The organism is Acinetobacter sp. ANC 3903 (assembly GCF_002135315.1).
In the GTDB taxonomy this organism is placed as follows: domain Bacteria; phylum Pseudomonadota; class Gammaproteobacteria; order Pseudomonadales; family Moraxellaceae; genus Acinetobacter.
In genome coordinates, this window is the sequence record NZ_NEGA01000008.1 from 1 (window position 1) to 15,168 (window position 15,168).

11 protein-coding genes and 1 pseudogene are annotated in these 15,168 nt (G+C 42.4%); 4 read left to right on the forward strand and 8 right to left on the reverse strand.

Translation table 11 applies throughout. The features are described 5' to 3' along the window. Positions 1–1,000 (forward strand): annotated as a pseudogene (locus tag B9T29_RS16275) (hypothetical protein); the annotation flags it as partial. 145 nt (positions 1,001–1,145) lie between these two features. Then, positions 1,146–2,210, forward strand: coding sequence for a hypothetical protein (locus tag B9T29_RS07555; protein WP_416202481.1), 1,065 nt, complete (start codon positions 1,146–1,148; stop codon positions 2,208–2,210). A 95-nt stretch (positions 2,211–2,305) separates the two neighbouring features. On the opposite strand, the gene htpG is transcribed toward B9T29_RS07555, so the two are convergent. The 5 genes from htpG to B9T29_RS07580 form a co-directional block, all read right to left on the reverse strand. Then, complete coding sequence (gene htpG, locus B9T29_RS07560) at positions 2,306–4,225, reverse strand: molecular chaperone HtpG (RefSeq protein WP_086175336.1); 1,920 nt, start codon at positions 4,223–4,225, stop codon at positions 2,306–2,308. Between the two features lie 93 nt (positions 4,226–4,318). Further along, positions 4,319–4,663 (reverse strand): lysozyme inhibitor LprI family protein, encoded by a 345-nt coding sequence (locus B9T29_RS07565; protein ID WP_086175337.1) that lies wholly within the window; start codon positions 4,661–4,663, stop codon positions 4,319–4,321. 179 nt (positions 4,664–4,842) lie between these two features. Next, on the reverse strand, positions 4,843–5,454 hold the full coding sequence (locus tag B9T29_RS07570) for an OmpW/AlkL family protein (protein WP_086175338.1): 612 nt from the start codon (positions 5,452–5,454) through the stop codon (positions 4,843–4,845). A gap of 302 nt (positions 5,455–5,756) precedes the next feature. Next, positions 5,757–7,169, reverse strand: coding sequence for a Na+/H+ antiporter family protein (locus B9T29_RS07575; RefSeq protein ID WP_086175339.1), 1,413 nt, complete (start codon positions 7,167–7,169; stop codon positions 5,757–5,759). A 130-nt stretch (positions 7,170–7,299) separates the two neighbouring features. Next, positions 7,300–8,169 carry an alpha/beta fold hydrolase gene (locus B9T29_RS07580; protein WP_086175340.1) on the reverse strand — a complete coding sequence of 290 codons (870 nt, stop codon included), beginning with the start codon at positions 8,167–8,169 and terminating at the stop codon, positions 7,300–7,302. 119 nt (positions 8,170–8,288) lie between these two features. On the opposite strand from B9T29_RS07580, the gene B9T29_RS07585 reads away from it, so the two are divergent. After that, positions 8,289–8,774, forward strand: coding sequence for a DUF4442 domain-containing protein (locus tag B9T29_RS07585; RefSeq protein ID WP_086175341.1), 486 nt, complete (start codon positions 8,289–8,291; stop codon positions 8,772–8,774). A 49-nt stretch (positions 8,775–8,823) separates the two neighbouring features. On the opposite strand, the gene B9T29_RS07590 is transcribed toward B9T29_RS07585, so the two are convergent. Both B9T29_RS07590 and B9T29_RS07595 read right to left on the reverse strand, forming a co-directional pair. Further along, positions 8,824–9,183, reverse strand: a complete 360-nt coding sequence (locus tag B9T29_RS07590) for a DNA transfer protein p32 (RefSeq protein WP_086175342.1) — start codon at positions 9,181–9,183, stop codon at positions 8,824–8,826. 116 nt (positions 9,184–9,299) lie between these two features. After that, positions 9,300–9,560 (reverse strand): hypothetical protein, encoded by a 261-nt coding sequence (locus B9T29_RS07595; protein ID WP_143223875.1) that lies wholly within the window; start codon positions 9,558–9,560, stop codon positions 9,300–9,302. A gap of 339 nt (positions 9,561–9,899) precedes the next feature. On the opposite strand from B9T29_RS07595, the gene B9T29_RS07600 reads away from it, so the two are divergent. Continuing rightward, complete coding sequence (locus B9T29_RS07600) at positions 9,900–10,751, forward strand: alpha/beta hydrolase (RefSeq protein WP_086175344.1); 852 nt, start codon at positions 9,900–9,902, stop codon at positions 10,749–10,751. 161 nt (positions 10,752–10,912) lie between these two features. On the opposite strand, the gene rpoC is transcribed toward B9T29_RS07600, so the two are convergent. Next, positions 10,913–15,112 (reverse strand): DNA-directed RNA polymerase subunit beta', encoded by a 4,200-nt coding sequence (gene rpoC / locus B9T29_RS07605; RefSeq protein WP_086175345.1) that lies wholly within the window; start codon positions 15,110–15,112, stop codon positions 10,913–10,915. Positions 15,113–15,168 lie beyond the last annotated feature (56 nt).

Consider the following 15,168-nt stretch of genomic DNA (forward strand, 5'->3'; position numbering starts at 1 on the left):
CGAGACCGAGACCGAGACCGAGACCGAGACCGAGACCGAGACCGAGACCGAGACCGAGACAAATCTAACCGTATCTGCTGATGAACTTCAAATCATTGCTCTAAATAAAGCATCAAATCCGAGTGAGCTATTCATAGCGGAGGTTGATGCAAAGCAAGATCAGACAGCAACTGATGCATCTATGCAGCAAAGCCAGCAGCCTGCTTTCGTAGCAGAGCTCATTGCTGATTCTCCTCTCGCTGAGACGGATACAAAAAATCCGGCAGATCAATCCCCTGCAATAAAGGATGTTCCCGAAACTCTGAAACTTAATCAATACGTAGCGCATCTGCATTTGCTGCATAGCGAAGATACTTCGCTACAACAGCTATACAGTTTAGACATTTCTGACCTGCCTGAACTTTACCAGCATGTAGATTTACTGTTGTATGGGGCAGACATAGAAAACTGGCAACAACGCCCGATTTATCTGGCAGAACAGATTAGCCAGCAAGGTCATTTTATTAAATATCTGGCTTTATTGGGTGCAGAAGACCAGATGCAGGCCATTCGGTTAATGCAATTATTTAATGCTCCTTCCCAGCATGCCATGGCTGCAATTAAGCAGATTTTCTGGGTAGACTTGGCCGATCGTTTTACCGACATTGAATCGCTGTTTGATGCCTATATCCATAAGGCTGTTTGTATCTGGAATGATGAAAACTATATTCCGTTTATTCCTGCACAACTGCTTCAGACCCAAAAAATTATTCAGTTTGAAGAAAGTGCTGCCAATATTCATACTCCGCTACTTTTACTCAAAGAACGGCAAAAAATACGCATCATTCATGGGCAAAAACGTTTAGCCCTCTCACAGACTGAATCGGCTTATCCTTATTTTTTATTAGAACGCCATCATGGAATTAGCTGGCAAATGATTCAGATGATTATTGCCCAATTCAAGCCTCCAATCGATTGCCGGGAATTATATAAAGAGATTCAAAAACATATTTCAGATTAAGTTTTTATTTTTTGTAGCCAAAGCTTGCTTTTTAGTCTGTATTTTTAACAGACTAGACAGCATCAGATAATATAAGAGCAAGGATATGCAGCAAAAACAATTATCTATATTAAAACCCCTCTTATGTGTGTTGATCTCTGGATTAATGTCTACTGTCAGCTGGTCAAACTTAGCTGAAACCGGGGCTAATCAACCAAAGCGTATCGCAACAGAAACAGAAAAAAATTCTAATTTGCTCTATCAGATTCCAAGCCTGATTGATGCGATGCCGACAGTTTTACCGCAACAGTCGGATGCAGTGATTGTTCCTCCCATACAAGCCACTGAAAAGCAAAGCTGGCTAGATCGTAAACAATATGAAATCCGGAATTGGACCGACCGTAGCTCACATAAAATTGATAACTGGTTTGGAGAAACCGATCCGAATGATCCAGCTTCAGCAACCCTCCGCCTGATTATCGATAACAGCTGGAATAAACATGATGGTTATGAAATTAAGCCGCGTCTTCGTGGAAAAATTAAACTTCCGACCTTAGAACGTAAAGTCAGCCTAATATTTGGTGATGACTCTCTGGATAACGAACTGAAAAATAATATCGCCATTACCGATGAAAACCCGGATAGCAGCAGTAGTAAAGCTTTAGACAGTGAACGGACGCGAGAAAGTAACAGCTCTTTAGCCCTGCGTTGGTCTGATTTTTCCAAGCGTCTTCCTTTTGAGACCGATCTGGATTTAGGGGTCCGTTCAGGAGATGATATTTATTTACGGCTAAAGGCTTCCAGAGACTGGCAACTGGAAAATGATTTCAGATTCCGTGCTGAACAGATTTACCGCTATGGGATTCAGAGTGATAACTACTTAAGAACCAATCTGGAACTCTCACACTCTCATCCGAATCAGGCATTTCTGTCCAATCAGTTCAGCCTGACCTATGCGGATCAACAAGTTGATGACTTAAGCTGGGATAATTATCTGTTTAGACAGCACCAGTTTTTCCATAATAACCGTTTTGCCTATGGCCTCTATACTGGCGGTTTTTATAATAATAATGACCTCCGCCTGAACAGTTGGGGACCCTATATTTCATGGCGACAACCTTTCGTGCGTGAATGGTTTTTTCTACAGGGCGATTTGAACTATCTCAATGACCAGCGTGAAAACCGGAGTCATTTCCTGGGCGCATCAGTGCGCCTAGAAGCATTGTTCTAGGCAGGTCAGTTCCAGAAATTGAACAACAATGATTTATATTTTCCTGCAATAAAAAACCTCCCGAAGGAGGTTTTTTATTGCACAGCAAAGCGTACTTATTTCAACAATAAACTATTGATACGCTTAACATAGGCAGCAGGATCTTCCGGTAGACCACCCTCGGCAATCACGGCCTGGTCAAAAATCACATTGGCCAAATCATCAAACTGGTTCGATCCTTCCAGCTTTTTCACCAAAGGATGTTCCGGATTAATTTCCAGGATCGGTTTCGACTCAGGAACAACCTGACCGGCTTGTTTCAACATACGAATCAATTGTGGCGAAAGTTCACCTTCACCTGTCACCAAACATGCAGGCGAATCGACCAGACGCGTAGTCACCCGCACTTGTTGGGTTTTGGCCTTGAGTGCATCTGAAAGCTTATCCACGACAGGTTTAAACTGTTCAGCTGCTGCTTCCAGTGCTTTCTTCTCTTCAGCATCCTGCAGATCACCCAAGTCCACGGCACCTTTAGACACGTTTTGCATAGGTATACCATCAAACTCGTGCACAAATTCCATTGCCCACTCATCTACATGGTCTGCCATTAACAGCACTTCAATACCTTTTTTCTTAAATAATTCCAGCTGCGGAGAATTTTTTGCAGCAGCCAGACTATCAGCAGTTACGTAATAAATGGCCTTCTGACCTTCTTTCATGCGTGCCTTATAATCGCTCAATGAAGTGGAAACTTCATCATTGCTTGAAGTCGAGAAACGTAATAATTTTAAAATACGTTCACGGTTACCCAAGTCTTCACCCAAGCCTTCCTTAAGTACTGAACCAAATTCAGCATAGAAAGTTTTGAATTTTTCCTGATCCTGTTCATCTTCAGATTTTGCCAGACCATCCAGCATGGTCAGCACACGGCGGGCATTTCCTTCACGAATGGTTTTGACATCACGGCTTTCTTGCAGCAATTCACGGCTAACATTGAGGGGAAGATCGGCACTATCCACCACCCCTTGCACAAAACGCAAATAGTTTGGAATCAGGTCATCTGCTTCATCCATAATAAACACGCGTTTGACATACAGCTTGATGCCGGCTTTGGCTTCACGGGTAAAGAGGTTTCCAGGTGCCTTGCTTGGCACATACAGCAACTGGGTGTATTCGGTACTGCCTTCTACACGGTTATGCGTCCAGGCCAAAGGCGCATCAAAGTCATGGCTGAGATTCTTGTAGAACTCGATATATTGATCTTCAGTGATCTCGTTTTTATTGCGGGTCCAGAGTGCGCTGGCAGAGTTAATCGCTTCCCATTCGTCAGTTTTAACGTATTCACCAGACTTGGCTTGTTCACCTTCAGCAGCTTCTTCTTGCTGCCAGATTTCTTTCTGCATTTCAATCGGCAAGCTGATGTGGTCAGAGTATTTATTGATAATTTGCTTAACTTTATAAGATTCTAAATACTCAAGGGCATTGTCACGCAAATGCAAAATGATATCTGTTCCACGTGAAGCCTTATTGATTTGTTCAACTTCGAAATCACCGGTACCGGTACTGATCCAGCGTACTGCGTCAGTGGTATCGGCAGCTGCATGACGTGATTCTACGGTAATTTTTTCAGCAACAATAAAGCCTGAATAAAACCCGACACCAAACTGGCCAATCAATTGCGCATCTGACTTTTGATCGCCAGACAGTTTAGACATAAAGTCTTTGGTACCTGATTTGGCAATGGTACCCAAGTTATCAATGGCTTCCTGTTGGGTTAAGCCAATACCATTATCAGAAATGGTGAGGGTTTTATTCTCTTTATTCAGGCTGACACGTACATGCAAGTCAGGGTCATTCTCATAATATTCAGGATGATTAATCCCTTCAAAACGCAGCTTATCGCAGGCATCCGAAGCATTCGAGATCAGTTCTCGCAGGAAAATTTCAGGGTTTGAATAGAGAGAATGCGTCACTAAATGTAATAGCTGTGCTACTTCGGCCTGGAAACTATGTTTTTGTGCGCTATGTTCACTCATAAATCACTCCTTAAATTCATTACACAGTTTTTATTGGATGCTTAATGAATGGAGTGAGTTAGCGAATTTTCAATAGGACTAAATAAATTTTTCTTAAAAAGGACCCTGTTGATAGACCCGTTCCATATACAGATCCAGTTTTTGTTGGCGCATTTTATAAACTTCAGTTAAACAACGGCTTGAATTGCCACATTGATCGCGCAACTGTAACCATTTGACTTGTTCATCCTGAATGATCCCACGTGTTCCCATCGGTACCAAACGTTTAATCATCTGGTAGGTGGTGGCCATTTTGACATCCGCATCATTAATAGCGCGATGATCACAAATTGCATGTTCTGTTGCAGTACGTGCCTTGTCACAATTAAAACTGGCAGCAGATGCAGAACCCATCAAAAAACTAAAAAAGACTGCACCACATAAAGTGAATAATTTCATGATTCTTCTTACTCTTTTAGCTTATTGTAGACGATTAACTTAAACGCATTTTTAATGATTAAACAGAACTAAACTGCTCAATTTGTGTGATTTATTGTGACTGAATAAGTAAATAAAAAGATCCCCATCAGAGATGGGGATTTTGACGCTGATTTGTTATTTTAGTTTTAGTTTTGGTTTTAGAATTTGTAGCTATAACCAATGGTGTAAACAAGTGGATCAATATCCAAGTCAAATTGAGCAACAGTAGTATCGCCTGCTTTAACTGTCACTTCAGGACTAATTTGTGCATAACGTACGTCAGCAAATACACCCCAGTTTTTCGCATCAGCTGGTTTAAAGTTAAATCCAACTTGACCTGCAAAACCAAAGTCCTCTTTAACCTTAACGTCAGTACCAGTTAAAGGACCACGTTCGCTTTCATCCCAAGCAACAAATGCTGTACCACCAACCCCAATGTATGGTGTGAAGCCAGTTGAGTTTTTAAAGTTATATTTCACTGTTAATGTAGGCGGTAAATGTTTAATTTTAACCGCATTAACACCATCGAGTGTTACATCATGGCTAATTGGCGCTGCAAGAAGTAATTCAGTCGAAATATTGTCATTGAAAAAATATTCCACAGAAGGGGTGAACGCATATTCATTGTCAGCTTGAACAACGCCTACGCCAGCCACTGCTGTATCTTCTGTTGGAGCAACTACAGAACCACCTACTTTAACCTGCCACTGACCTGCCATCGCAGAAGCAGACATCCCCATTAACGCGATAAGAGCAACTTGTTTTAACATTTTTAAACCCCTATGGAAGAATAATAACAGTAATTTTCAAACATTAATTAATAATAAACACGCCTATTATTAATATGCAATAGCCATTAATTATTTTAAATTTCATTTATTTTTAAACTATTGAAAATATTGGTTATTTATTTTAAACTGACCAGCTTGGTTGGTTTTAAATACCAACCAAGCCAATCAGATTAATGATTATATTCCAAGTATATTGCTTGGTTTTATTATATTAATTATTTAATAACATTTATTTTAAATACATATTTTAAAATTAGCAATAAAATGAATTAAAAATTCAATTAAAGTACCATTGCTGCAATCCAGCCAAATACCAATAATGGAATATTAAAATGGATAAAAGTCGGAACCACCGTATCCCAAATATGATCATGCTGACCATCCACACCCAGACCAGCTGTTGGACCTAAAGTTGAATCTGAAGCTGGAGAACCGGCATCACCCAGTGCTGCAGCGGTACCAATCAGTGCCACAGTGGCCAATGGAGAGAAACCGAATTGGACGCAAAGCGGTACGTAAATTACCGCCAATACCGGTACACTGGAGAATGATGAACCAATCCCAATGGTCACAAACAAACCAATAAACAGCATCAGGAAGGCAGCCAAGGCTTTATTGTCACCAATCAGATGTACTACCCCATTCACCAAACTATTGATGTCACCAGTATGCGTCATCACCGAAGCAAAACCAGCCGCAGAAATCATAATGAAGCCGACCAATGCCATCATGCGCATGCCTTGAACAAAGACATCATCAGCCTCTTGCCATTTGAAGATACCCGCAGCAGACAGCACCGCAAAACCGACCAGTCCACCCAAGATCATGGAACCTGAATACAGCTGGGCAACCAAAGTCAAGGAAATCGCGAGTAGTGCCATCAGGATGGTTTTTTTCGCGATAATTGGTGCTTGTTCAGCTTCGTGTTTGAGTTCTTCGGCATCCGCTTGCAGACTCACTTCGCCCGCACGAATTGGCTTGTCCAGATCGATGGTGGTCACACGGGCAACCGCACGATCAATATAATGACGTGGTTTGCGATAGCTGAAAAATACGGCAGTCAATGTACCAATCAGCATGCCAATAACCGGAATGGCCATCCCCATCGGCATCATCCAGCGATCGACATGCAAGTCATAGGCTGCACCAATTTTATTGATATTGCCCATCAAAATTTGTTCAAGGAAAATTGAACCAAAACCGACTGGTAGGAAAATATAAGTTCCGACTAGACCCATGGTCAGTACGCATGCTGCCGCACGACGGTCCAGATTCATGTGATTCATCACTTTAAGTAAAGGTGGAACCAGTACCGGAATAAAGGCAATATGCACAGGAATAAGGTTTTGAGAGAAAATGGCTGCAATGAGTAAAATGCTTAACAGTAAATATTTTACTTTTCTGGTTTTTTGATGCGTGGCTTCCGCACCCAGCAAACCAATCAGTTTATGTGCTAAAAGATCAGGCAAGCCTGATTTTGACAAGGCTAAAGCAAAGGCACCCAATACCGCATAAGCCAAGGCAACCTCCGCCCCATCACCTAGCCCCGCATTAAATGCGGTTACAGTATCTGACAAACTTAGCCCTGCAACCAGGCCACCAATAATTGCTGAAATGACCAAAGTCAAGACAACAGAAACTCGTGCCAGTGAAAGTATAAACATCACGGCAATCGCAATTACTACTGCATTCATGGGAATTTTGAGGAAGATAAAAAAGCCGTTATTTTATCAGATTCGCTCTTTTGAAACTGTAAATAAATCGGCTTAGCAATAAACTATCAAATTATTGATTTTAATTAAAATTTAAATAAAGAATCTCTATTCAATTATTTTTTAAGGCAAATGCTTTAATATATTCTGCGACTAACTCGGCTTGACTTAAAATCGCCCAGTGATTGGCATCCACCTCAACGCGTTGAAAATTTTCCGCCCATTTTGGCACTTCATCAATCAGTTCAGGACTGACAAAATTGTCCTGTTTCAGCACGATGGCTTGTACCGGACAAATGGCAAAACGTCGACGTGGCATGCTTAAACGTGGAAGGAAATTGGCACGATATAGCCCGACACCATGCTTTCCATCAGAAGCAATATGAGTATTGCTAGGCAAGTCTTTTTGATGTTCTAGCTGCTGCAAAACTTTGCCCCATTTTTCAACGCTAAAAAAATGCCAGACTGTTGGGGCAAGCAATGGCAACTGAAAAACAGCGATATACCAGGATTTAGCCAGTTGTTTGAAAAATTTGGGCTTATTTTGTTTAAATTGCTGACGCATCCAAAAAGCAGCATGATCTAAACAGGGGCCAGAAATGGTGGTATAAGACAAAATCCTGTGGCTAAATCCGGCTTCAGTCACCGATTCCCAAGACTGGATTGAACCCCAATCATGAGCTGCCAGATGAAATGCCCGATCACCCAACACAGTATTGACCACACTTTCTAAATCGAGCGACAACTGTGCCAAACCATAGTCACGAATTCGTTTTGGAATGGATGATTTCCCGGCACCGCGTACATCATAAGTCAGCACATAAAAATCCTGGATCAACTGCTGAATCACCGGCTCCCAAACTTCCTGATTATCGGGATAACCATGGACCAGAACTAAAGCCGGTTTTGCCTCATTGCCCCAGGTTTTGACATAAAGACGCTGCTGATCCGAGGTGGCAACCCATTGTGTTTGAGCTTGCATGTATTATTATCCTATTCTTTTATTGACTATTTATTGCAGAGTCTGGGCAATGCGATCAATGCCACCCTGATCATTCTGTTTTAGTATGTTCTGAAGCCATAAAAAAACAATTGACCAAAATGAGCCTTTTAAAAAAACTACAGACAATTCCTGCCATTTCTAAATTTTTATTAAATCGCTATGCACCTTACCGCGGTGCAGGGATTGAGATTGATAAGGTCGATCTGGCGAATTCTCATATTCGCATCAAAATGCCGTTAACGCGTAAAAATCAAAATGTGGTCGGGGTACATTTTGGTGGCAGCTTATATTCGATGGTCGATCCTTTTTATATGCTGATTTTGATGCATCATCTGGGTTCAAAATATATTGTTTGGGATAAATCGGCATCTATACAATTTCTGTCTCCAGGCCGTGGTACGGTCTATGCCGATATTCGTCTAGATTCCACAGAGATTGATCAGATTAAGCAGCTGACTGAAAATCATGCGCCGGTATACCGAAACTATAGTGTAAATATTTTTGATGAAGCAGGCGTACGTATTGCCGAGGTACAAAAAACGGTATACATCCGCCGCAAAAAACCAAAGGCCAGCCCTAAATGATAAAAAGCGCCTGATCAACAAGCGCTTTTATTTAAATTCTAAACGTTAATTAACGTTTTTTCTGTTCGATTGCAGCACCTGCACCGCCACCAATCGCTCCACCAATCGCAGCTCCGGCATTACCACCAAACACGCCTTTACCCACAGCAGAACCAATGGCACCGCCTATACCGCTATAAGTAGCATTACGGTTAGAACCCCCTTGGGTCTTACTACCGACTGCTGCGCCGGCACCACCACCAACTGCTGCACCAAGGCCACCACCCACTTTATTCCCTACTCCACCACCAACGGCACCACCCAATGCAGCCGCGCCAATACGTTGATCTCTTGGAGACATCGAATCACAACCCACCAGCATAAAAGTTGACAAGGTTGCCATTGCCATCACGCTCATTAACTTTTTCATGGGATTTCTCTCCTTTTTTCATTCTTTTAGATTATGCCTATTTTGTGGAAGCAATGACCCTAAAATGTTACCCATTACAGTTAAAATGCAGCGTTTTGTAAAAAGCCCTAAAAATTTCAGGGCTTTTTTATTGGAGCTTTCTCGTCTTCACTGAGCACCACAATATCTTTGGTGATTATTCCATTTTCGGTCAAAACAGTATGTGAAGTTTTAGTGTTTTGGCCTAAATTCTTTTTCTGATCCAGCTTTAAGGTACGATGAATTGGGGCTTGTCCGGATTTAAACTCAACATCTTCTGGATCAATTTTTTTGGTTTGAGAAAGGACCTTGCCTTCTTGCTTTATAGTAGTATTCAATTCAATTTTTGAGGTGGACACAATCACACCGCCCTTTTGTATCATTGGAATACCTGAACATAGTCAAATACCGTTTTTTATCTTTGGCTTTAGGAGCAAGATACATTTTTTCTAAATGATCCCTCACTGATGGCTCATCATCAATGTAGATACGATTGATCTTGTTAAGGTATTAAATCAATGCAGGCTTTATTTGCCTAACATAAACAATTCGGCATTCTTGCTGTTGTATAAATACCCTATGTTGAATTACATATTTTCAAGCTAAAAGAATTTCAAAGAAAAGTATTCCAAGCGATCAATTAGCTTATAACAAAAATTTTAAAATGCTGTAGTACTTAAAGTTGCAGGAGAGTCAGGATGAAAAACCTTGTTTTATCGATATTGACATTGCTTTGCTTCAATCCATCAGCATATCCCAATGATTTCGATACGAATGCCCTGACTAAAGCTAAATCTTTGAAAAATATTCCTTATGGACAGCACCCTCAGCAAGTGATGGATGTATATTTTCCAGCCCAACCTCTAACAGATGAAAAGCCAGCCCCGCTCATCGTTATGGTCCATGGCGGGGCTTGGACCATAGGTGATAAAAATAATGCTGCTGTAGTAAAAAATAAAATTGATTATTGGAACAAACAAGATTGGATTTTTATTTCCATCAACTATAGATTACTTCCTGATGTGTCATTACAACAACAAACACAAGATATCGCTGAAGCACTCATTTATATTCAAAATCAAGCTCATCATTGGCATGCTGACTCTAAGCGCTTAGTCCTCATGGGACATTCCTCTGGTGCACATTTAGTCAGCTTATTAACAACACGTCCCCTTTGGCTGGTATCACAGCCTCAGCCTTGGCGTGCTACGATTGCTTTAGACAGCGCCGCTTATAATGTAGAGAAAATTATGCGGTCTCCGCATGCACGTTTTTATGATCGTGCCTTCGGTGATCAGCCCTTAAACTGGAAAGCCCTTTCTCCCACATCACAACTCCACCAAGCTTTACCTGCATTTCTGGCTGTTTGTTCGACCATTCGTGCCGACCAACCTTGCACTCAGGCACAGCAATTTATTCAACAAGCACAGAAATTAGGGACTAAAGCCCAGCTATTGCCTATCCCCCTTTCACATATTGAAATCAATAAATCGCTGGGAAAAAATAATCCATACACGCAAGCCGTGAATCAATTTATACAAACCCATTAATTGACCATTGGGACAAGCTGAAGAGAGCTCATTTAGCCTGTAAATTATGTGAGCACTATTTAAAATCCTATTTTTCTCAAATTCCGGAATATGCCCTCAAATGGAATGCATAAAAAAAGCCACCCGAAGGTGGCTCTTTTTTGACTAGTTTAAAGGACTAATTACAGACCGTTAAACTCATCGCTGAATGCCTGGCTTAATGCTTGGTCTACATCAGAGAAGTCATTCACAAGTGCATGTTCTGCAGCTTCTGCTTCTTGACGACGACGTTCCAAGTGGTAAGCAAGACCAGTACCCGCTGGAATCAAACGACCCACAACAACGTTTTCTTTCAAGCCACGTAGATCATCTTCTTTGCCTGTTACAGCCGCTTCAGTTAACACACGAGTTGTTTCCTGGAACGATGCAGCAGAGATGAACGAGTCAGTAGAAAGCGATGCTTTGGTAATACCCATCAATTGACGTTCAAACTTCGCAGGGAACTTGTTCTGTGCAAGAACGGCTTGGTTCTCACTCATAACACGGATGTAATCCACTTGTTCGCCTTTGATGAAGCTTGTATCGCCACCGTCAGTAATGTCGACTTTACGCAACATTTGACGCACGATCACTTCGATGTGTTTATCGTTGATTTTTACACCTTGCAGACGGTATACGTCCTGAACTTCGTTCACGATGTAGTTAGTCAACGCCACTTCACCTTTCAAGCGTAAGATGTCGTGTGGATTTTGCGGACCATCAGAAATGGTTTCACCACGGTTCACATGCTCGCCTTCGAACACGTTGATGGTACGCCATTTCGGAATAAGCTCTTCGTAAATCTCAGAGCCGTCATCCGGAGTAATCACAAGACGGTTCTTACCTTTAGTCTCTTTACCGAAGCTTACAACACCAGAAATTTCAGCAAGAATTGCATGCTCTTTCGGTTTACGTGCTTCGAACAAGTCAGCTACGCGTGGAAGACCACCGGTAATATCACGGGTACGTGAAGTTTCTTGTGGTACACGACCAATAACGTCACCGACACCAATCGTTTCGCCATCACGGACAGAAAGAATGGTATTTTGTGGCAAGAAGTAGAACTGTTCGCCACCATCAGTGGTATCCAATACAACCGCTGGACGCAAATCTTTACCTGACGCAGGACGTGAAGTCACTGGCAAGATTTCGATCGTGGTCATACCTGTGGCATCATCAGTTTTCGATGTCACAGTTACGCCATCAGCGATCTGGCTGAAACGTACTTTACCGGCAACTTCTGTAACCAATGGATGTGTATGTGGATCCCAAGTCGCTACGATACCGCCTGCTTCAACAGCTTCACCATCTTTCAACAAGATAGATGCACCGTAAGGAAGTTTATAGCGTTCGCGTTCACGACCTAAATCATCCGCAATACCGATTTCACCTGAACGTGAAGTCGATACCAGGTGACCTTTGGCATGTTGTACTGTTTTCACGTTGTGGAAACGTACTGTACCTTTGTTACGAACTTGTACGCTGTTTGCAGCAGAAGTTCGACTCGCAGCACCACCCACGTGGAACGTACGCATGGTTAACTGTGTACCTGGCTCACCAATTGATTGAGCAGCCATTACACCCACAGATTCACCTGGGTTAACCAAGTGACCGCGAGCAAGGTCACGACCATAACACTTCGCACATACGCCAAATGTAGATTCACAGTTTACAACTGAACGTACTTTAACTTCATCGACACCTGCTTCTTCAAGGAAGGCAGCAATTTTTTCGTCGATTAAAGTGTTACGTGGAAGAATGACTTCATCAGAACCAGCACGTTTCACGTCTTCAGCAACAACACGACCCAATACTCGAGCACCCAGATTCTCGATGACATCGCCACCTTGAATGAACGGAGTCATGACCAGACCGCCTAAAGTACCGCAATCAGGCTCGGTAATAACCAAATCCTGCGCTACGTCTACCAGACGACGAGTCAAGTAACCAGAGTTCGCTGTTTTAAGTGCTGTATCGGCCAAACCTTTACGCGCACCATGTGTTGAAATGAAGTACTGAAGTACCGTCAAACCTTCACGGAAGTTCGCTTTAATCGGGGTTTCAATGATCGAACCATCCGGTTTCGCCATCAAACCACGCATACCCGCCAACTGACGAATCTGAGCTGCCGAACCACGGGCACCCGAGTCAGACATCATGTAGATCGAGTTGAATGATTTTTGTTTCTCGTCTTCACCCTGTTTGTTTTTAACAGTGGTGAAAGACAAGTTGTCCATCATCGCTTTCGCTACCTGGTCGTTAGTACGTGCCCAGATATCGACAACCTTGTTATAACGTTCACCGGCAGTTACGAAACCTTGTTCAAACTGTTGTTCAATTTCGCGAACTTCAGTTTCTGCTTTTTCGATAATCGTATATTTGGTTGGTGGAATCAGCATGTCTTCCATACCAACAGATACACCAGAGCGAGTTGCTTGACGGAAGCCCAAGTACATCAACTGGTCAGCAAAGATAACGGTATCTTTCAGACCCAATTTACGGTAGCAAGAGTTGATTAACTTAGAGATGTTCTTTTTGGTCATCTCAACGTTAATTTGCTGGAAGTCCATACCTTCAGGAACAACTTCCCAAAGTAAGCAACGACCTGGAGTCGTATCAACAATAATGGTTTGCTGTTCGCGGTTACCATCTTCATCAATTACAGTCTGGTGTACACGTGCTTTTACGCGAGCGTGTAAATTCACTTGACCAGTCGCCAATGCGCGGTTTACTTCATCAGTATCCGCAAACACCATGCCTTCACCTTTGGCATTGATTGCATCACGCGTGATGTAATACAAGCCCAAGACAACGTCCTGAGACGGTACGATGATTGGTTCACCGTTGGCTGGAGACAAGATGTTATTGGTCGACATCATTAACGCACGAGCTTCTAACTGAGCTTCAAGTGTTAATGGTACGTGTACCGCCATTTGGTCACCATCGAAGTCGGCGTTGAACGCAGCACATACGAGTGGGTGTAGACGGATCGCTTTACCTTCAATCAGGGTCGGTTCAAATGCTTGAAGACCCAAACGGTGAAGTGTTGGCGCACGGTTCAACATGACTGGATGTTGACGGATCACGTGAGCAAGAACGTCCCAAACTTCCGGCGTTTCGCGTTCAACCATTTTCTTCGCAGCTTTAATGGTTGTAGCTTGACCAGATGCTTGTAGTTTCGCAAAGATGAATGGCTTGAACAATTCAAGTGCCATTTTCTTAGGAAGACCACATTGGTGCAAACGTAAAGTCGGACCTACTGTAATAACCGAACGACCTGAATAGTCGACACGTTTACCCAATAAGTTTTGACGGAAACGACCTTGTTTACCTTTGATCATGTCGGCCAAAGATTTAAGAGGACGTTTGTTCGAACCTGTGATTGCGCGACCACGACGACCGTTATCTAACAATGCATCTACAGACTCTTGCAACATACGTTTTTCGTTACGTACGATAATGTCTGGAGCAGCAAGGTCAAGAAGACGTTTCAAACGGTTGTTACGGTTAATCACACGACGGTAAAGATCGTTCAAGTCAGAAGTCGCGAAACGACCACCTTCAAGAGGAACCAACGGACGAAGATCTGGTGGAAGAACTGGCAATACAGTTAATACCATCCATTCTGGCTTGTTGTTTGACTCTTTGAACGCTTCCATCAACTTCAAACGTTTAGACGCTTTTTTCAGCTTGGTTTCTGAAGTTGTGTTTGGAATTTCTTCACGCAGGCGTGAAATTTCGTTTTCAAGATCGATATCTTTCAACAAGTCTTGAATCGCTTCTGCACCCATTTTTGCAGTAAATTCATCACCGTGTTCTTCTAACGCTGTGAAGTATTCTTCATCGTTAAGAAGCTGGTATTTCTCCATTGGAGTCATACCCGGGTCAGTGACCACGTAAGATTCAAAATACAATACGCGTTCGATGTCACGTAAAGTCATGTCTAAAAGAAGACCGATACGAGACGGTAATGATTTCAAGAACCAGATGTGTGCAACTGGAGAAGCAAGCTCAATGTGACCCATACGTTCACGACGAACTTTCGCAGTTGTTACTTCAACGCCACATTTTTCACAAATGACGCCTTTGTATTTCATACGCTTGTATTTACCACACAAGCATTCATAATCTTTTACTGGACCAAAGATTTTGGCACAGAACAAACCATCACGTTCAGGTTTGAACGTACGGTAGTTAATTGTCTCAGGTTTTTTAACTTCACCATGAGACCATGACTTAATCATTTCTGGTGACGCAAGACCAATACGGATGCGGTCAAACTCTACAGGAGCATGACCGTCTGAATCCGTCTTTTTGCGCATGATATCGAGCAAGTCTTTCAATTTTTTTCTCCGTGTGTCGGGAAGATTTTCACTTTCTCGACTGGGTCACAAATATT

Bases quoted from the DNA above. Each gene is read 5' to 3' on its own strand.
- B9T29_RS07555 (WP_416202481.1), top strand. From the start codon at position 1,146: ATGTCTACTGTCAGCTGGTCAAACTTAGCTGAAACCGGGGCTAATCAA.
- htpG (WP_086175336.1), bottom strand. From the start codon at position 4,225: ATGAGTGAACATAGCGCACAAAAACATAGTTTCCAGGCCGAAGTAGCA.
- B9T29_RS07565 (WP_086175337.1), bottom strand. From the start codon at position 4,663: ATGAAATTATTCACTTTATGTGGTGCAGTCTTTTTTAGTTTTTTGATG.
- B9T29_RS07570 (WP_086175338.1), bottom strand. From the start codon at position 5,454: ATGTTAAAACAAGTTGCTCTTATCGCGTTAATGGGGATGTCTGCTTCT.
- B9T29_RS07575 (WP_086175339.1), bottom strand. From the start codon at position 7,169: ATGAATGCAGTAGTAATTGCGATTGCCGTGATGTTTATACTTTCACTG.
- B9T29_RS07580 (WP_086175340.1), bottom strand. From the start codon at position 8,169: ATGCAAGCTCAAACACAATGGGTTGCCACCTCGGATCAGCAGCGTCTT.
- B9T29_RS07585 (WP_086175341.1), top strand. From the start codon at position 8,289: ATGAGCCTTTTAAAAAAACTACAGACAATTCCTGCCATTTCTAAATTT.
- B9T29_RS07590 (WP_086175342.1), bottom strand. From the start codon at position 9,183: ATGAAAAAGTTAATGAGCGTGATGGCAATGGCAACCTTGTCAACTTTT.
- B9T29_RS07600 (WP_086175344.1), top strand. From the start codon at position 9,900: ATGAAAAACCTTGTTTTATCGATATTGACATTGCTTTGCTTCAATCCA.